The organism is Arthrobacter sp. MMS24-S77 (genome assembly GCF_054888235.1).
Window position 1 is genome coordinate 2,281,325 of the sequence record NZ_JBTZRN010000001.1, and the last position, 19,097, is coordinate 2,300,421.

At 63.9% G+C, this 19,097-nt stretch carries 13 protein-coding genes; 6 read left to right on the top strand and 7 right to left on the bottom strand.

The annotated features are described in order from the left end of the window. Positions 1-79 precede the first annotated feature (79 nt). The 4 genes from ACX5I4_RS10430 to ACX5I4_RS10445 all read left to right on the top strand — a co-directional run bounded on the left by ACX5I4_RS10430 (position 80) and on the right by ACX5I4_RS10445 (position 8,843). Positions 80-4,924 (top strand): NAD-glutamate dehydrogenase, encoded by a 4,845-nt coding sequence (locus tag ACX5I4_RS10430; protein ID WP_461836591.1) that lies wholly within the window; start codon positions 80-82, stop codon positions 4,922-4,924. Between the two features lie 140 nt (positions 4,925-5,064). Next, on the top strand, positions 5,065-6,126 hold the full coding sequence (gene moaA / locus ACX5I4_RS10435) for a GTP 3',8-cyclase MoaA (protein ID WP_461836592.1): 1,062 nt from the start codon (positions 5,065-5,067) through the stop codon (positions 6,124-6,126). A gap of 60 nt (positions 6,127-6,186) precedes the next feature. Beyond that, on the top strand, positions 6,187-6,690 hold the full coding sequence (locus tag ACX5I4_RS10440) for a hypothetical protein (RefSeq protein WP_461836593.1): 504 nt from the start codon (positions 6,187-6,189) through the stop codon (positions 6,688-6,690). After that, on the top strand, positions 6,687-8,843 hold the full coding sequence (locus ACX5I4_RS10445; protein WP_461836594.1) for a bifunctional polysaccharide deacetylase/glycosyltransferase family 2 protein: 2,157 nt from the start codon (positions 6,687-6,689) through the stop codon (positions 8,841-8,843). The genes ACX5I4_RS10440 and ACX5I4_RS10445 overlap by 4 nt, the downstream gene beginning before the upstream one ends. Positions 8,844-8,898: 55 nt before the next feature. Here the strand turns inward: ACX5I4_RS10445 and ACX5I4_RS10450 are convergent, their stop codons facing one another. The 3 genes from ACX5I4_RS10450 to ACX5I4_RS10460 form a co-directional block, all read right to left on the bottom strand. Beyond that, the gene (locus tag ACX5I4_RS10450) at positions 8,899-9,270 is read right to left on the bottom strand and encodes a YegP family protein (protein ID WP_461836595.1); all 372 of its coding nucleotides are present in this window, start codon (positions 9,268-9,270) and stop codon (positions 8,899-8,901) included. A 200-nt stretch (positions 9,271-9,470) separates the two neighbouring features. Then, a complete protein-coding gene (locus ACX5I4_RS10455) occupies positions 9,471-10,334 on the bottom strand; it encodes an HNH endonuclease (RefSeq protein ID WP_461836596.1) in 864 nt (287 codons plus the stop codon). Positions 10,335-10,362: 28 nt separating this feature from the next. Further along, positions 10,363-10,827 (bottom strand): GatB/YqeY domain-containing protein, encoded by a 465-nt coding sequence (locus ACX5I4_RS10460; RefSeq protein ID WP_461836597.1) that lies wholly within the window; start codon positions 10,825-10,827, stop codon positions 10,363-10,365. A gap of 134 nt (positions 10,828-10,961) precedes the next feature. On the opposite strand from ACX5I4_RS10460, the gene ACX5I4_RS10465 reads away from it, so the two are divergent. Next, the gene (locus tag ACX5I4_RS10465) at positions 10,962-13,463 is read left to right on the top strand and encodes an ATP-dependent Clp protease ATP-binding subunit (RefSeq protein WP_461836598.1); all 2,502 of its coding nucleotides are present in this window, start codon (positions 10,962-10,964) and stop codon (positions 13,461-13,463) included. A 14-nt stretch (positions 13,464-13,477) separates the two neighbouring features. Here ACX5I4_RS10465 and ACX5I4_RS10470 read toward each other — a convergent pair whose 3' ends face one another. From ACX5I4_RS10470 to ACX5I4_RS10485, 4 genes are all read right to left on the bottom strand, one after another. Continuing rightward, positions 13,478-14,374, bottom strand: coding sequence for an SDR family oxidoreductase (locus ACX5I4_RS10470; protein ID WP_461836599.1), 897 nt, complete (start codon positions 14,372-14,374; stop codon positions 13,478-13,480). 27 nt (positions 14,375-14,401) lie between these two features. Next, positions 14,402-14,827 (bottom strand): SRPBCC family protein, encoded by a 426-nt coding sequence (locus ACX5I4_RS10475; RefSeq protein ID WP_461836600.1) that lies wholly within the window; start codon positions 14,825-14,827, stop codon positions 14,402-14,404. A 142-nt stretch (positions 14,828-14,969) separates the two neighbouring features. After that, positions 14,970-17,087 (bottom strand): ABC transporter permease subunit, encoded by a 2,118-nt coding sequence (locus ACX5I4_RS10480; protein WP_461836601.1) that lies wholly within the window; start codon positions 17,085-17,087, stop codon positions 14,970-14,972. A gap of 8 nt (positions 17,088-17,095) precedes the next feature. Next, positions 17,096-18,316: a sugar ABC transporter substrate-binding protein gene (locus ACX5I4_RS10485; RefSeq protein WP_461836602.1), complete on the bottom strand. Its 1,221-nt coding sequence runs from the start codon at positions 18,314-18,316 to the stop codon at positions 17,096-17,098. Positions 18,317-18,726: 410 nt separating this feature from the next. Between ACX5I4_RS10485 and ACX5I4_RS10490 the strand changes: the two genes are divergently transcribed. Continuing rightward, positions 18,727-19,089 (top strand): SPW repeat protein, encoded by a 363-nt coding sequence (locus ACX5I4_RS10490; RefSeq protein ID WP_461836603.1) that lies wholly within the window; start codon positions 18,727-18,729, stop codon positions 19,087-19,089. Positions 19,090-19,097: the final 8 nt, after the last annotated feature.

The following is a 19,097-nucleotide window of genomic DNA, read 5'->3' on the forward strand; positions in this document are numbered from 1 at the left end:
GGCCATCATGGAAGGAATCGCGAGGGCTGGATTGTCATCCGCAGTTGGCGGTGGCACCCCGCGGCGGAGGTGCGGTGGCATGTCACACAAACCGGTGCCGGAGGAGCACGCCAGGTCATCCGTTCCGCGCGAGCCGGACGAGCCTTTCCTGAGCGACTATTTCGCACAAGTGTCTGCGGAAGACCTGCGGAGCTACAGCGCCCAGACACTCCGTGCGAGGGTGGCACACCATCTGAACGTGGCGTCGACGCGAGCCCCGGGCCAGGCCGCCGTCGGGATCCTGAACGAAATGGACGCCAGCGTGGTTGCGGTGGTGACCGATGACATCCCGTATCTGGTCCATTCCATCACGGCGGAACTCACACGCGATGATGCCACCATCCGGCTGTTTGTGCATCCGAGCTTCCAGGTGCTGCGGGATCCCGCTACCCACGAGCTGGTGGACGTCTGGACCGGTTCTTCCGCGGAAGGCGCCCTGACAGGGCGTTCCCGGGAAGGCGGCGCAGCCGAGGTCTGGATTGCGGCCGAGATCGGCCGGCTGGCAGACGACGCCGCAGCAAGGGAACTCACAGTGAACCTGTACAGGGTGCTTGAGGACGTTCGAATCGCTGCCGAGGACGCCGCTGCCATCCACGGCAAGCTGCAAGATGCCGTTTCCTCCGCGACCAGGTTCCCGGAAACCGTTGTTCCGTCACCGGAAGAGATCCGCGAGCTGCTCCTCTGGCTCGACGATGGCAACTTCCTTTTCCTGGGGTATGACGAATGTGGGCTCACGACGGCGGGCGGCCGCGAGCTGCTCTCCGAACAGCCGGGGTCCGCGCTGGGCCTGCTGAGGCGACCGCAAGGGGACGCCGCCGCCGGAAGGCCCGGGCCGGGGCTGCTCTCGACAGGCGAATCCCAAACGCTCACACTTACCACGTCAGAGGTAAGGTCCACTGTCTTGAGGCGGTCCTACTTGGACGAATTGCGCCTGCAGCTTGTCGACGAGGCCGGCACGACGACGGGGGAGCGGCGGTTCATTGGATTATTTACCGCTGGCGCCGCCCATCAGTCCGTCCGGCGGATCCCGGTGATCCGTGAAAAGGTCCAGGCTGTCGGCGAGCGCTTGGGATTGACGCCCCGGTCCCATCATGGCAAGGACTTGCTGGCGATTCTGGAGACCTTCCCGCGCGATGAACTCTTCCACATCGACGTGGACGATCTTACAAGCCTGGCCGGTGAAATCCTCCGGACCGAGGTACACCGGCGGACGCGTGTGTTCCTCCGGCCGGACAGTTTGGGGCGATTCATGTCCGCGCTGGTCCTCTTCCCGCGGCGGCGCTACAGCACGGCGGTCCGGTTGCTGATGGAACAGGAGCTCCGGCAGGTCTTCAAAGCGAAATCCATTGAATTCGATGTCAGCCTGACAGAGTCTCCCATAGTCCGCGTGTTCTTCCGGATCCACATGGCCGGCGCCGCATCGGACGCGCCTGATTCCATCGCCGTCGACGTCGATCCCTCCGAACTGGAGCGGCGGCTGGTCTCAGCCACCCGGCCGTGGGCCGAGGGCCTTGAAGAAGTGATCCGGGAGCGTTTCACATCGGCCGAGGCCGCGCGGCTCTCCGAACTGTGGTCGGACGCGTTTCCCCCGAGTTATCGCGCGGATTACTCGGCGGAAACCGCTGTCGGGGACATCGTGAATTTCGAGACGTTCGACCTCGATGGCACAGGAGGCCGCCATCGCGGCGATCCGCTGCTGACGGTCTACACCAGGCCGGGCATATCGCCTACCCTTGCCGAGGATGCCCGGATTCGCCTCTACCTGACCAAGCCCAGGAGCCTGACACAGATCCTGCCGTTCCTGCACAACCTCGGGCTTGAGGTGCTGGACCAGCGGCCTTTCGAACTCCGGCGGGGGAGTGGACAGGATTTGTTCCTTTACGACCTTGGCGTGAAGTATCCCGCCGGCGTCGACCCGGAGGCTACCAGGGAGCTGATCGCTGATGCCTTCGCCGCCGCCATGCGCGGCGATATCGAGTCCGACCGCATCGACGCACTGGTCATCCGGGAGCGGGTGGGTTGGCGTCAGGCGGCCATACTGCGAAGCTATGCGAAGTATCTCCAGCAGTTGGGGACAACCAACTCGTACGGTTTCATCGCGGAGACGCTGTTGGGCAACGCCCGGGCCACCCATGCACTCCTGGATCTGTTCCAAGCGAAATTTGATCCTGGGCTGGACGGTCCCGGCCGGCTCGGGGACACCCGAGCGGCGAAGGAGGAGTTGTTGGCCGCCATTGACGAGATTCCCGTCCTTGACGCAGACCGTTTGCTCCGGACGTTCATGGACCTCGTGGAAGCGACGTTGCGAACCAACTATTTCCAGGGCAAGTCACACCTGAGTTTCAAGCTGAATCCGGCCGCGATCGCCAACGCACCGTTTCCGCGGCCGAAATACGAGATCTGGGTCTACTCCCCGCGGGTTGAAGGCGTCCACCTCCGTTTCGGTGCCTTGGCCCGGGGTGGGCTGCGCTGGTCTGATCGAAGCGAGGATTTCCGGACCGAGGTCCTGGGGTTGGTCAAGGCGCAAAACGTGAAGAACTCGGTCATTGTGCCGACCGGGGCCAAGGGAGGGTTCTATCCGAAGAGGTTGCCCGACCCGGCCGCCGACAGGGAAGCCTGGCTTGCTGAAGGCCTGGAATGCTACCGGATGTTTATCAGCGGGCTGCTGGATCTGACCGACAATCTGGTGATCACGCCGCGCGGTGAGGCGGTGGTGCCGCCCGAGCACGTCGTACGCCACGACGGCGACGACTACTACCTCGTGGTAGCCGCTGACAAGGGAACAGCATCTTTTTCCGACACAGCCAACGCCCTGGCCCGGGACTATGGCTTCTGGCTCGGCGACGCCTTCGCATCCGGCAGATCCGTGGGCTACGACCACAAGCAGATGGGTATCACGGCGCGCGGCGCGTGGGAATCCGTGAAGCAGCATTTCGGCGAGCTGGGCATTGACTCGCAGGAAGAAGACTTTACCGTGGCCGGCATCGGAGACATGAGCGGTGATGTTTTTGGAAACGCGATGCTGCTCTCGCCGCACATCCGGCTGGTGGCGGCGTTCGACCACCGGGACATCTTTCTTGATCCGAACCCCGATCCGGCAGCGTCTTTCGAAGAACGCAAGCGTCTGTTTGCCCTTCCCCGTTCGTCCTGGGCGGATTATGGTTCCGCACTGATCAGCGCGGGCGGGGGCGTCCACTCCCGACGGGCCAAGAGCATCGACGTCACGGAACAGGTCCGGGGGTGCCTCGGCCTGGAGCCGGGAACTGTCTCTCTGCCTCCCCACGCACTCTTGCAGGCTATCCTCCGCGCGCCCGTGGACTTGCTCTATAACGGTGGCATCGGAACGTACGTTAAATCCTCTACGGAAAGCCAAACCGACGTTGGCGACAAGGCCAACGATGCCCTCAGGGTCAACGGCAACGAGCTGAGGGCCCGGATAATGGTCGAGGGCGGAAACCTGGGCGTCACGCAGCGCGGACGGGTGGAGGCGGCCCTTGCCGGCGTCCTCCTCAACACTGATGCGATAGACAATTCGGCTGGCGTGGACTGCTCGGACCATGAGGTCAACATCAAGATCTTCGTTGACCGGATGATTGCGGCAGGAAAGATGCGGGCCGAGGAACGGACAGGGTTTCTTCAGTCCCTGACCGATGAAGTCACCAGGCTCGTCCTGGCAAACAATGTGGACCAGAACGTCCTTCTTTTCAACGACCGGCATTTGGCCCTGGACCTGAGCCCTGGTTTTGAGCGGATCATGGATTGGTTGGAAAAGACCGCGGACTTGGACCGCGGCCTGGAGGGGTTGCCGAGCACGGAAGAACTCCAGGACAGGCTGCAGTCAGGCAACGGACTGACCGGACCGGAACTTTCGGTGCTTGCCGCCTACGCGAAGATCGAACTGGCCACGGAGCTCACCGCGAGCGACCTCGCCGATGATCCATGGTTCAAGCGGATACTCCGGGACTATTTTCCGTACCAGTTGTCCGAGCGTTTCGATGCTGAGCTGGACGAACACCCCCTGCGCCGGCAGATCATCTGCACAGCGGTGGCCAATGACATGATCAACCTCGGAGGTATCACCTTTGCGTTCCGCGCCATCGAGGAAACGACCGCCGCCGCCGCGGCCGTGGCCAGGGCCTTCGTGGTGGTCCGCGAGGCGTATGGGTTGCAGTGGTTCGTGGACAGGATTGCCGGCCTGCCGCCAGGGTTTCCCAGCGAACACTCTGCCGCAGCGATCATGCCACTGCGCAGGATTCTCGACCGGGCAACCCGGTGGTACGTGACACACGACCATCGGGACCAGGCAATCGCCGAGGCCTTGAGCAGGATTGCGCCGACCTTGGACTTGCTCCGGACTCGCACCTCCGAGTTTCTGCGCGGCTCGGATCTGGACCGCGCCAAGGAACGGTTGGCGCACTGGAACGACGTCGGAATGCCGCCCGAGCTGGGACGGCGCGCCTCTGATTTGTTGGAAAGCTTCTCGCTGTTGGACATCTCGCTCGTCTCGGAGCAGGTGGATGAGCCCCTCACGACGATCGCCGACATGTACCACACGGTCATTCATTGGATCGGTGTGGGAACGTTGCTCCTCCGTATCACCGACCTGCCGCGGCAGAGCCGGTGGGAAGCGCTGGCCCGTGCAGCCCTGCGCGACGACGCCTACTCCGCCGTCGTCGACATCACAATTTCCGTCATGCGGACTACCCAAAGGAGCGAGGCCTCCGGCGCATCTGCGGTGGAGCGCATCGTGGAGTGGGAGCGAGGACGCCAAGAGCAGCTCAGACGGATCAAGGACACCTTCGCGGAGGTGACCAAGCCTGGGCAGGTGGACCTCGCCTCGATATCCGTGGCTTTGAAACTCCTGCGCACCCTGGCCAAGCGGTAGCTCTCCACTTCCAGCCGCCTCTGACCGGGACAGCGCTGATGAATGGCGCGAGTCGGCACTGCCATTGTGGGGGTCCAGGGTGGGGCATACCCTGAAAGAGGTACAAGCGCTTTGCACTCCACGGCTTTGAGGGGCGAAGGATGGGCGCCAATTCCATCACCGACACCTTCCACCGGCCCTTGAGGGACCTGCGGATTTCCGTCACGGACCGGTGTAACTTTCGTTGCGTCTACTGCATGCCCAAGGAGATCTTCGGCAGGGACTTCGTTTTCATGCCGCGGGACCAATTGCTGACGTTCGAGGAAATCACCCGCCTGGCCTCGATCGCCGTCGGGCACGGGGTCCGGAAGATCCGCCTGACCGGCGGGGAACCCCTGCTGCGCAAGGACATCGAGGAACTGGTCCGGATGCTGGCCTCGTTGCGCACTCCCGACGGACTCGCGCCGGATCTGGCCATGACCACGAACGGCTCGGTCCTGGCCCAGAAGGCCCACACCCTCAAGGACGCGGGGCTGAACCGGGTAACGGTGTCCCTTGACTCTGTCCGGGAGGAAACCTTCCAGGCCATGAACGACGTCGGCTATCCGGTTGCCAAGGTCCTGCACGCCGCGGACGTCGCCCAGGCGGCTGGGCTGGGGCCGGTGAAGATCAACATGGTGGTCAAGCGCGGGACGAACGACCGGGACATCCTTCCCATGGCAAGACACTTCAAGGGGTCGGGGTTCATCCTGCGGTTCATCGAGTACATGGACGTGGGTGCCTCCAACGGTTGGAAGATGGATGAGGTGGTGCCCTCTGCCGAGATCCTTGCCCGCATCGGCGCGGTGTTCCCGCTGGAGCCCGTGGCGCCCAACTACCCCGGCGAGACCTCGGACCGATGGCGCTACGCCGACGGCAGCGGCGAAATCGGCGTCATCTCCAGCGTGACCCAGGCCTTCTGCCGCGGCTGCACGCGGGCCCGGCTCTCCGCCGACGGCAAGCTGTTCACTTGTCTGTTTGCCACGGCCGGCACCGACCTGAGGGCACTCCTGAGAGGCGGCGCGTCCGACGTCGAGCTTTCCACGGCGTTGTCAGCCCTATGGGGCGCCCGCACAGACCGTTACTCGGAACTGCGCGGCGCCCGCACGCCGCGGGACGGCCACCACACGCCCAAGGACCCGGCCGCGCCACACAAGATCGAGATGTCGTACATCGGCGGATAGACGACCTTCGTTCGTGGTGCTTTTCCGGCTGGGTGGCAGACCTACTAGGATTGACGCTCGATGGTAGCTTTTGACGAAACGTCCGATCAACCGGGGTCAGCGTCGCAGCGCGGGCCGGTCTTCGTCGACGCGTCAGGTCGGCGACTGCGTCGGGTCAAGCTGATCGGCCTCGGCGCCCTCGCGCTCGCGGCGGGGTACGTGGTCCTCCTGCTCGTCGCGCTGGTCGGAGGCCCCAACATCGCTGCGCCCTACCTCCCTCTGCCAGCGGCCTCGGCGGCCCGTGATCTTCCGTCAACCCCATCAGCACCGGCTTTCAACGCGGCCGGACCTCCGGTTGCCGATGCTCGGCCCGCTGCGCCCGCAGCGCCGGCCGCCTTCCAGGCCCCTGCGGCTCCGGCTTCGCCCGTTCCTGCGGCACCACCGATCAATAGCGCGGCCACAAAGCTTGGCGCCGCTTCTGCACCGACCGCCACTCCGGCGCCGGGCGCGGGCCGGACGAGCCCGGGCAAGAGCGGGACCGCTCCTGGCCAGGCAACGCGACCGTCCACGCCCGCGCACCCGTGAGTGCGCGCCGCCTGAGTAAGCGCACTGCTCCGGTCAGTGTCAAGGCACACTGGTTCATTCTTCTTGCCGTCCTGGTCGCGCTCGGTGTTGCCCTCATGGTGCAGGGGTACATGCACCACCTCGCGGGGATCGGCGATGACTCCCTGCCCGCGAACGGGTCCGCCGGTTCCGTACCGAAAGCGGTCTCCCAGGGCGGCCCCGTCATCGACTCGCGCGGCGGAACGATCCGCACGGTGACCCCGCCGGATCGCACTCTAGCCCTGACGTTCGACGACGGCCCGGACCCCGTCTGGACCCCTCAGATCCTCGACGTCCTGAGGAAGCACCACGTTCACGCCACGTTTTTCGTGGTCGGCTCGGCGGCGATCGACAACCCCGATCTCGTGCGCCGCATCATCGCCGACGGCAACGAAATCGGCGTGCACACGCTGACCCACGCGGATCTCGGAAGCGTCCCGGCCTGGCGCGAGCAGCTTGAGGTGCAGGGAGGCCAGCAGGCGATCACCGGCATCACCGGCCACGCCGCGACGCTCCTGCGGCCGCCGTACAGTTCGGAGAACGACGCCGTGCGGGACGGCACATGGACTGCGATGAGGTCCGCCGCGAACCAGGGCTATCTCACTGTGCTCACCACCAAGGACAGTGAAGACTGGCAGCGGCCCGGTATCGCAGCAATCGAGCGAAACCTTGCCCCATCCGGCCCGCAGGGCCAGATCCTCCTGATGCACGACGGCGGTGGAGAGCGGGCGCAGACAGTCGCCGCGCTCGACTCCGTCCTCACGAAATTCTCGGACCAAGGCTTCCGCGTCACGACGGTGGGGGACGCCGTCGGGATTACGACCATGCGGGACGCGTCAGCCGCGGAGCAGATCAGCGGAAACGCGTTCGTGTGGGGGATCCGGCTCAGTGATTTCATTGTCACGGCCATCTCGTGGGCGCTCGTCGCGGCCGGTATCGTGACGCTCATCCGGGCCGTCCTGGTGGTCGGCTTCGCGGCGAGCCATCGGAGAGCGGGCCGCCGCCTTCGAGCGGCCAGCAGTGGCCGACGCCGGATGGACGTTCCGTTGCGTCCTGAGATCACCGAGCCAGTCAGCGTCATCGTCCCCGCGTACAACGAGTCGGCCGGCATCGAAGCGGCGGTCCGATCCATCGTCGCTTCGTCCCATCCGGTGGAGATCATTGTGGTCGACGACGGGTCGACCGACGGGACCGCAGACATCGTGGAGGCACTTGGCCTGCCGGGCGTCACGGTGATCCGAAAAGAGAACGGCGGTAAGCCGTCGGCCTTGAATGCCGGGATTGGCGCCGCCAGCAACGACCTTGTGGTGATGGTCGACGGCGACACAGTCTTCGAACCGGACACGGTCCGTGCCCTCATTCAGCCCTTCGTCGACCCACGCGTGGGTGCAATTTCAGGGAACACCAAGGTCGCCAACCGTGGAGGGATCCTCGGCGCCTGGCAGCATATCGAGTACGTCGTCGGCTTCAATCTGGACCGCCGGCTGTTCGACGTCGCGGAGTGCATGCCGACCGTCCCCGGGGCCATCGGTGCCTTTCGCCGCGATGCCCTCCGCCGGGTGCGCGGCGTCAGCGACGACACCCTCGCCGAGGACACCGACTTGACCATGTCATTGTGCCGCGACGGCTGGCGCGTCGTATACCAGGACGACGCGAGGGCCTGGACCGAGGCACCCGCGAGCCTGGGCGCGCTCTGGAAGCAACGGTACCGCTGGTGCTACGGCACGCTCCAAGCGATGTGGAAGCATCGCGGCGCGGTGGTGCAGGGTGGGCCAGCCGGAAAACTCGGCCGACGCGGGCTCGGCTATCTGCTCGTGCTTCAAGTGTTGCTTCCCTTGTTCGCGCCGATCGTCGATATCTTTGCCGTCTACGGCCTGGTATTCCTTGATCCGGTCAGGATAGCGGCGCTCTGGTTTGTCTTTCTCCTCGTTCAATTCCTCATGGCCGCCTACGCGTTCCGGCTCGACAATGAAAGGCTTGGCCCGCTGTGGACGCTTCCACTTCAGCAGTTCGTGTATCGGCAGCTGATGTATCTTGTCGTCATCCAGTCGGTGGTCACCGCCATTGCCGGCGTGCATTTGAGGTGGCACCGAATGGAGAGGTACGGCAGCCTGCGTGTCCCGCACGCCGGGTAGGTCCGAGGGTGGTCTGGCCCAAGGCTCGTGTCCGCAGTAAGTGTGCTCCGCGGGCCTACGCCTCGACTAAACCGGCGCAGGACGCGTCGACCAAGGCAGGGGTGTGCCAGGGGCGGCCGGTTCTTTCTCTTTGGGGGAGCGGATTGTGGTGCCGGGACGGAACTGGAAGTGGCGGCATTGCGGCAGGACTGGTTTGCTTCACAACGGGAACCGGCGGAGCGGGTGCTGGCACGCGGTGGGGGACTTCCGGGCAGAGATCGGTGATCAGGCCCATTCCGGCATATTCGCGTACGTCGCTGATGCCGCACACCGCGGCGGCCTTGTCGGGAAACGACCTGGAGACAGCTACCACCGTTCCGTCCGGCGCTTTGAGCCTGAATCTGAAGCTCGTGTCCTCGTCGATGAAGAGTTCAAACATCCCGGTCATGCGTATCCTCCTGAACAGCGGGCGGCACGTGACGCCCGGTAGGTCTCGCCGGGACTGGGGCGCGGCGTTGCGCCCCAGCGGTTTTTGTCCGGCAAATGGATCATCTGACTCACAGCGTGTGTGATGCCCCCCACACGGTGTAGTTAACTAAAATACGGGGAAGAACCGTGGCTGGCTAGTGCATCAGGACGGCGCTATGGTTACCGCTGCTCGAGGATTCGGTGTGCGGCGTCCTGGGCGGCCAATGCCCTGTCGTCTACGATCTGGCCGGGCAAGTGTCCGGCGGCAGCGATGGCCCGCCGCAATTCCGCCACGGTGCGAGGGGTCCCCACGCTCCGGTGTGCCATGGCGTGGCAGTTGGCGCACAGCGGCACGAGGTCCGCTATGGGATCCAGCTTGTAGTCGCTGCCGAGCTGTGAAACGGGGACGACGTGGTGGACGTGGATGAAGTCTTTGCCGATTTCCCCGTAGCTTACTTCGAAAGAGAAGGCGCACGCGGCACAAGATGTTCCATGGAAAGCCAAGCAGATCCGACGGGCTTCAGGGTCCCGCTCGTAGCGGTTCGTTTCAATTCGGCTGACGGCTCCTTCCGGGTAGGTTCCGGGGACGGTTTGGCACGGCTCGGGGGCCGCTGGCCCGTGCTCCCGCCACACGCGCTGAAGGCCTGGTTCTGATGCTGACGGAATGAGCCGTCCGGAACCGCGGAAGGTGTTCCAGGCCACGTCCGGCACTTCGCTGGAGAGGACGCTCGACGGTATCTGGCCGCCGAGGGGGAGCAAGGCATCGAAGGCAACGCTTACGTACCGCGCGGTACTCTCCGATCCGAAGCGTTGTGGTGCCTCATACGTTTCGGACATGACGACGCCGTGTCCGATCAGCCCGCGTCCGTGTGGGCCCGCGCCGTACAGGAGAAGCCACGCTTGGATGCCTGGCTGGATCTTGCGGTGTTGTCCGACGTTCCACCGCTCCACGAATTGACCTGTTTGGGCGACCTGTTCGATCACAGCCTCGTAGTTCCAGTCGTTCCAAAGCCCTGGATTCCATCCCAGGATGATGGCTGCCATGGCTGCTCCTCCCTGCCGGCCGGTGAATCTATGCGAGTCGGGTCCGGACGATGTCGCTGACGGCCTTGCCGTCGAAGCGGCCAGCGACCTTGGCCGTGACGGGCTTCATCACCGCACCCATCTGCCTCACGGTGAGTTCCTGGCCGTCAGCTTTTAGCGCAGCAATGGCTTCGTCGACGATTGCCTCGACTTCGGCGGTGGTCAACATCCTGGGCAGGTACGCCTCGATGACTTCTGCTTCGGCGATTTCCGCGGCGGCGCGCCCGGCCTCACCGGCTTCGGTGTAGATGCGGGCTGTGTCCCGGCGCTTGGCGGCTTCCTTTTGCAGCAGGGTTGTCACCTGGGTGTCGTCGAGCTCGATGGGAGTCTTGCCGGACTTCTCGCGCGTTTCGATTTCGCCCAGCACGTTGCGCACCGTGGTGAGCGCGGTCTTGTTGTGGTCCTTCATGTGGACGACGACGTCAGCATGCAAGCGGTCCTTCAGGGTGCTCATGGCGATCCCCTTTCCTAGGTGGTTGGTTCCATTCTTCACGAAACCGGCCCTCTAATATTCTGCCTCTGCAAATGCCCCAAGAAGGCCTGTAGCGACGTAGCATCAAGGTAGGCGGCAGCCAGGAGTGTGGCGAAATGTTTGAGAGATTTACGGACCGTGCCCGTCGCGTTGTTGTGCTTGCCCAAGAAGAGGCACGCATGCTCAACCACAACTACATCGGTACCGAGCACATTCTTTTGGGTTTGATCCAGGAGGGTGAAGGGGTCGCCGCCAAGGCGCTGGAGTCGATGAGCATTTCGCTCGAGGGCGTCCGCGAGCAGGTGCAGGAGATCATCGGCCAGGGGCGGCAGGCCCCGTCCGGCCACATCCCGTTCACCCCGCGCGCCAAGAAGGTACTCGAGCTCGCACTCCGGGAAGCCCTGCAGCTCGGCCACAACTACATCGGTACCGAGCACATCCTGCTTGGCCTCATCCGCGAGGGTGAAGGTGTTGCCGCGCAGGTGCTCGTCAAGCTTGGCGCGGACCTCAACCGGGTCCGCCAGCAGGTCATCCAGCTGCTTTCCGGCTACCAGGGCATGGAACCAACCGGGTCCAGCGCAGGTGCGGGACCGGGCCAAGCCGAGGTCCTCCCTGCTGGTTCGGTGGTATTGGACCAGTTCGGCCGTAACCTTACCCAGGCTGCCCGGGAAAACAAGCTTGATCCTGTGATCGGCCGCGAGCTGGAGATGGAACGCGTCATGCAGGTCCTCTCCCGCCGTACCAAGAACAACCCCGTGCTGATCGGCGAGCCCGGCGTCGGCAAGACCGCCGTCGTCGAAGGTCTCGCCCAGGCGATCGTTCGCGGGGACGTTCCGGGAACTCTCAAGGACAAGCAGCTTTACACGCTGGATTTGGGCTCCGTCGTGGCGGGTTCCCGCTACCGTGGTGACTTCGAAGAGCGGCTGAAGAAGGTCCTCAAGGAAATCCGCACCCGCGGCGACATCCTTCTGTTCATCGACGAGATCCACACCTTGGTGGGCGCCGGTGCGGCCGAAGGTGCCATCGATGCCGCGTCGATCCTCAAGCCGTTGCTGGCAAGGGGTGAGCTCCAAACCATTGGTGCCACTACCTTGGATGAGTACCGCAAGCACATTGAGAAGGATGCCGCGTTGGAGCGCCGCTTCCAGCCGATCCAGGTCCAGGAACCCTCAGTTGCCCTCACTGTTGAGATCCTCAAGGGCCTGCGTGACCGCTATGAAGCGCACCACCGCGTGACTATCACCGACGGCGCGTTGGTCGCTGCAGCGAACCTCTCGGAGCGTTATGTCTCCGATCGTTTCCTGCCGGACAAAGCGATCGACCTGATCGACGAAGCCGGTGCGCGCCTGCGCATCCGCCGCATGACCCCTCCGCCGGAACTCAAGGCGATGGATGCCCGTATCGCCGAAGTGAAGATGGAGAAGGAATCGGCCATCGACGCCCAGGACTTCGAAGGTGCCGCCTCGCTGCGCGCGAAGGAGCAGAATCTGGTCACCGAGCGTAAAGAGAAGGAACGCAAGTGGAAGTCCGGCGGCATGGACGGCATTTCCGAGGTCAACGAGGAACTGATTGCCGAGGTACTGGCGAATTCGACCGGCATCCCGGTCTTCAAGCTCACCGAGGAAGAGTCTTCGCGTCTGCTCAAGATGGAGGAAGAACTGCACAAGCGGGTTATTGGCCAGAATGAGGCCATCAGCTCGGTGTCGAGGGCCATCCGCCGCACCCGTGCAGGCCTCAAGGATCCCAAGCGTCCGGGCGGTTCGTTCATCTTCGCCGGCCCCACCGGCGTCGGCAAGACCGAACTCGCCAAGGCCCTCGCCGAATTCCTCTTCGCCGACGAAGACGCGCTCATCACGCTGGACATGTCCGAATACTCGGAAAAGCACTCGGTCTCGAGGTTGTTCGGTGCCCCTCCGGGCTATGTTGGCTACGACGAGGGCGGGCAGCTGACCGAGAAGGTCCGCCGTCGTCCGTTCTCGGTGGTGCTGTTCGACGAAGTGGAGAAGGCCCACTCCGATCTGTTCAACTCGTTGCTGCAGATCCTTGAGGACGGCCGCCTGACGGATAGCCATGGCCGGGTGGTGGACTTCAAGAACACCGTGATCATCATGACCACCAACCTGGGAACCCGCGATATCTCCAAGAGCGTCGCGACCGGCTTCCAGTCCGGCACGGACACCACCACGGGGTACAACCGGATGCGGGCACGTGTCACCGAAGAGCTCAAGCAGCAATTCCGCCCCGAGTTCCTTAACCGCGTTGACGACGTCATCGTCTTCCCCCAGCTAAGCCAGGAGGAGATCATCGAAATCGTGGACTTGATGATAGGCCGCTTGGAGCAGCACTTGGCGGACAAGAACATGGGCATCGAGCTCACCGCCGCAGCCAAAGTGCTTCTGGCCACCCGCGGCTACAACCCGGCCATGGGTGCCCGGCCGCTGCGCCGCACCATCCAGCGCGAGATCGAGGACCAGCTCTCCGAGAAGATCCTGTTCGGTGAACTGCACACGGGCGACATCGTGGTGGTTGACGTGGAAGGCGAAGGCGACGACGCCAAGTTCACGTTCGCCGGCAACGCGAAACCGCGCATCCCTGACGCGCTGCCCGCCGTGGGCTAAGGCGAGTCGACAGACTACCCCGGCGGGCCGCCGTCGGGCGTGTCTTTCTCAAGCTTGTGCCCGAGGCTGGTGAGCAGGCGTGCGACGGCGTCCTCGGCGGTTGGCGGTGGGCCGAAGACCTCGCGTTGTCGTGAGGTGTCTGCGACGTAGCGGCCGGTCCGGAACCATTCCATCATCGCCCCACGGTCCGCCCCCATCTGGTTGATCGGGTTGAGGACGAGCTGAACCTCCCGGCGGAGCAGTTGGGCGGCGATGTCGGCGATGTCCTGCATGCTTACCGGCCGGTCCCAGCCGATGTCGATACGCTGCCCCTCTACATCGTTCGCGTCGACTGCTGCCGCAAGGTACCCGGCGAGGTCACTGGCAAGCACGTACGTCAGGGGAACGCCCGGAGACCCGAACGACGTGAGCCGCCCCTCGCGGAAAGGGTCGCCGAAGCGGGTGATCTGCTCAAGGAAGGCGCCCGGGCGCAGCGCCACGAACGGGACGCCGAGTTCTTCCAGGCGATCCTCGGTCAGTTTCTTGTGCCAGAAGTGCGGAACATCCGGTGTTTGATCGCAAGTGAGGATGCTGGTGAGGACGAATCTGCGAACACCGGCGCGGCTGGCTGCATCGACGAGGTTGGTGTTGCCCACCGTGTCGATGACGGGGGTGTCGCCCTCCCGATGGTGGGTGTATCCCGCCGCTGAAGTGATCACAGCGTCGACGCCGTCCATGGCGCTCACAAGCGACTCCGGATCCATCATGTCGCCACGGGCGATCGTGGCCCCTAGCTCCTCGAGGCGACTAGCGTCCGAGCCGGGGCGCACCAAGGCCCGGACTTGCTTTCCTGCCGCTAACAGCCTTGAAGCCACCTGGCTGCCCAACATCCCGGTTCCGCCGACTACAAGCACCGGTCCAGACTCAGTCATCGTCGCCTCCAGCTCGCGGCGCCACCCTCAGGTTTCGTTTCCACGCGACTCTATGAACTCCTTGAATTTCTTCAGGTCCGCCTTCACCTGCATCGCGTCAACTTGAAGCGCGGCTCCGGCCTTCTCGATGACGGTTTCGGGCGCCCATTCGAAATGGACCTTCACGTGCGTGTGGTCGGCGTCCAGCGGCGAAAACCTGATGATGCCGGCGTGCGACTTGCCGTCAATACTGCGCCAAGCAATCCGATCATCGGGTTCCTGGTCGACTATTTCCGTATCGAATTCCCGTTCCACACCCCCTACGTTGGTGACCCAATGGTTGGTCGTGTCGCTCAACTGGGTTACGGATTCCACACCGGGCATGAATCGGGGAAACGACTCAAACTGCGTCCACTGGTTGTATGCCGTATGGACGGGGACTGCCACGTCGATGGCTTCTTCAACCTTTTGCATCTTTCCTCCTCGCTCGGACTTGCGTGAGCCGGCCGCGGGGATGGCCCATGGGCCGTCCCTTCGGAAAGCCGGCCACTCTTGAACATTAAGCTTGCTGATTATCCACGTCCAGTCCTGCCGCGACTGCAGGACCGGTTGCCGGTTAGGTGCGGGATCGACCGCGGCGGGCGACCGCGTCGATTGTCACGGCCGCGACCAGAACTAGTGCGGTGACTACGTATTTAGCCGGCGCACTGTAGCCCTGCAGTCCCATGCCGTTGTCGATCGTCGCGATCACCAGGCCACCGAGGACTCCGTGCAGCACCTTGCCTCGCCCGCCGAACAGGCTGGTCCCACCGATTACCGCGGCCGCTACAGCGTAAAGCACCAGCGTGCCGCCGTCGTACGACGTCGAGACCGAACGGAGCCGCGAGGCGTAGACGATTCCGCCGATTCCTGCGGTGAAGGAGGCGAGCATGAACGCGAGGGTGCGGATGCGCGCAAGGTTTACGCCTCCCCGCCGTGCGGCCTCGGCGTTGCCGCCAATGGCGTAGACGTAACGGCCGAAGCGGGTACGCCCGAGCAGCAACGTCCAGACGGCGAGGACTCCGAGCACCACGAGAAGCACCCACGGCACCCCGCTGATTTCGACCAAGGTACCGCGGTCTGTATTACAGAGCCAGACGATGGCCACGCCCGCGGCGAGCACCGCTGCGATCTTCAGTGCGCTCACGCTGGCGGGTGGCGCGACGAGTCCCGTGTTGCGCCGGCGGGCATCCCGCAGCCATGTCCACGTGCTGAACGCTCCGACGACGACGAGCATGAGGATCCAGCTGGTGACCGGGCTGAGGTTGCCGCTGGCGATGTTGTTGATGACGTTGTCGTTGATGGGAACCACGCCGCCGGTGCCGAGGATGATGAGCATGACGCCGAGCCAGCCGAGCTGGCCACCGAGCGTCACGACGAATGAAGGCAGCCCGAGGCGCGTGATGATGGTTCCGTGCAGTATCCCGATCCCGGCGCAGGTCATCAACCCGACCACCATTGCTGCCCACCACGGCCAGCCGGTCGACTCCTGGACGAGTTCGGCCATGATGACGCCTCCCACGCCACCGACGTACCCGATGGACAGGTCGATTTCGCCGAGCAGGAGCACGAAGACCTGGCCCATCGCCAGCAGCATGAACACTGAACCCTGAATGAGCAGGTTCACCATGTTGCCGGGAGTCAGGAAGTTCGGGTTCAGCGACTGGAACAGGACGGAGATCAGCAACAGGCCCGCGAGCACCGGCAGTACTCCGCTCTCGCCGCCCCGCACCCGCGCCAGCGCCGCGCGGAAGTATTCGGGCAGCGACGTCGCGGTGATGTCCGGGTTCAACGCCAGTGCGGCCTTCCGCTTGGCGGCTGCCGTGGTCGGCTCGTCCTGGAGTACGGCTGCCACGGAGGGGAGCGGACCCTTGGCGGCGGTGAGCTGGCGGTTCGACGGCGGTGGCGGCGCGAGTTCGGGCCGTGTCCGCTCGGATACCCCTGTGGTCATGAGGTCGACCACGATCTGCCGGTCCATTTCAGTGATGGGCCGGACGTCGACGAGACGCCCGAGCCTGAGCACGGCGATGCGGTCTGCAACCTCGAACACGTCGTTCATGTTGTGCGAGATGACGATAACGGCGACGCCACGGTCTGCGAGCTGGCGAATAAGGTGAAGGACAACCTCGGTCTGTGCGACGCCGAGAGCTGCGGTCGGTTCGTCCATAATGACGAGCTTCGAGTTCCACAGCACCGACTTCGCGATCGACACGGACTGGCGTTGCCCACCGGACAGCGACGCGACGGGCTGCCGGATGGAACGCACGGTGGTCACGGCCAGGCTCGCGAGCGTCTCCCGGGCGGTGACCTCCATGCTCTCTTCATCGAGGAGAAAATGGCGCAGCCGTTCGCGGCCGAGGAACAGGTTCTGCACGATGTCGAGGTTGTCGCACAAGGCCAGGTCTTGATACACGGTCTCGATGCCGAGCGCCGCTGCTTCGTGCGGCGAGTTCAATCGCACGGGCTTGCTTTCCCAAAACAGCTGGCCGTCGTCGGGGGCGTGAATACCGGCGACGCATTTGATCAATACCGATTTGCCCGCGCCGTTGTCGCCGGCAAGCGCAGTGACCTTGCCGATCGGCACCTCAAGGGTGATGTCGACCAGTGCCTGCACCGGCCCGAAGTTCTTGTCGATGCCTTCCAGCCGAAGCAGGGGCCCGACGTCGGCGGGGTCCGGGGTTGCCAACTCACTCATCGTTCGGACTACTGGATACCTGCCGCGGTGCACGCGTCCTTCACCTGCGAGATGCATAGCGAGGAGACCGTCACAGCGCCGTCCTTGACGACGGTGTCGGCCATGTTCTTCGTGGTCACCCACAGCGGGGTCAGCAGGACCGAAGCGACGTCGGTCTTCGCGGTGTCGTCCGTGGTCTTGCCATTCACCAGGGTTGAGGGAATGCTCATGCCCGCCCGCAGGTAGAGCGCTGCTGCCGCCGCTGCCTGGGCCTCAAAATAGATCGGCTTGTACACCGTTCCGCATTGGTAGCCCTTCAGGATGTTCTGCAATCCGGAAAGGGACGCGTCCTGCCCCGTAGTGGGGAACGTCTTGGCAGGGATTTGTTTGCTCTGCAGGTACGAAATCACCGCGTTGGCGTTGTCGTCGTTAGGCGTGACCACCGCGTTGATGTTCGAGTGGGCAGTGTACTGTTGGGCGAACGTCGTCTGTGCCACTGACGGTGTCCATGTGCCGGCAGGTTCGCCGACGTTCACGTACTCGCCACTGTCGAAGTGCGGCTTCAGTACGCCGTTGTAGCCTTCGGCGAACAGCTTGGCGTTGTTATCGGTCGGGTCCCCGTCCATGATCAGGACGTTCGGCTTGGTGACTTTCCAGTCCGCGATGCAGCTGATTTCGCCTTGGCCTATCAGTTGGCCAACCTTGACGTTGTCGAAACTGACATAGGTGCGATCCTTCGCGCCGCCTTTGACGAGCCGGTCATAGTCGATCACCTTGACGCCCCGAGAGGAAGCTGCCGCCTCGATGGCCGCTCCGGAACCAGAGTCCAGGGCATCGACCAGGAGCACGGATGCCCCTGCCGTGATGTCGGCCTCGGCCTGCGTCTGCATGGTGCTTGCGCTACCCTGCGCGTTGTCGATCTTGAACTTGCTGGAGTCGAGCCCCGCGGCTTCGAAGGCCTTCTTCAGGTACGGAGCGTCGAAGGTGACGTATCGCGCGGACGTAGTGGTGTCCGGCAGCAGTACGCCAACCATGCCCTTGCCTTGTGAAGCGAGCGACGCGAGTTGTTTCATCGCCGAGAAGTCGGCCGTGAACGCATCCGCCGAGATCTGCGGTACGGCTCCTCCGGAACTCGTGGCGCTTGGCGACGGCGATGGGCTCGGGCCCGAGCAAGCGGCGAGTGCCGTGATAGCGAGGGTTGCAATGAAGGCGGTTCCGGCGCCTCGTGCCGGGACCTTCATGTTGAGCATTTCTTTCCTTCCATTGGTTGCAACTGCGAGCGACCTGGCGGGTCGGGCCGGAACCCGGGCGTTGGCGGCGGACGCAGGTCCACGCCGGAGGCCACGGCGGTTCGCACCAACGGACGTCGATAAGTCAGCGCTGAACTGACTGGCGACTTTACGACCAGCGACTCGATATCACGGGGTCCTCTCTGGACGAACATGCCGGCGACGCCGGACAAATTCGTCGATGTTGCTCTATGACTACGTTGTAGACCGGAAGTCTGTTCTTAGCAAGGCTTCGTGCGGCAGGATTCGACGACGGCGGACGCATCCACAGGCGTTCGCAGGGAAGCAGCGGCGCGCGGATTTTGTTACACCAGTACCGGAGTACATGCTCAATGCCCCGGGGTGCAGCCCACATCACAGAGGTGGTTTCAATGAAGAAATGGACGCGATGGCAGGATTGGGTCACGGTTATTGCCGGTCTCTACGCTGCCCTATCGGTCATCTGGACCACGGCGGCCGGCGGGTCGGCTGCCTTGATGGTCGTATTCGGCGCTTTGCTGGTCATCAGCGGCGTCATCAATCTGGCCATGCCCGGAACGCCGGTCATGGAGTGGGTGCAGGCGGCCTTCGGTGCCTTGCTGTTCCTTTCTCCGTGGCTAGGCTCGTACTCCATGCAAGCCGGAGTCGCCTGGACATCGTGGATCGCTGGCCTGGTGGCACTCGTCGTCACCGCGATGGCGATCAAGCCCAGCACCGAGGAACATCGGCATCACATGGTCAGCCCTTCGCACTGAAGTGTTGA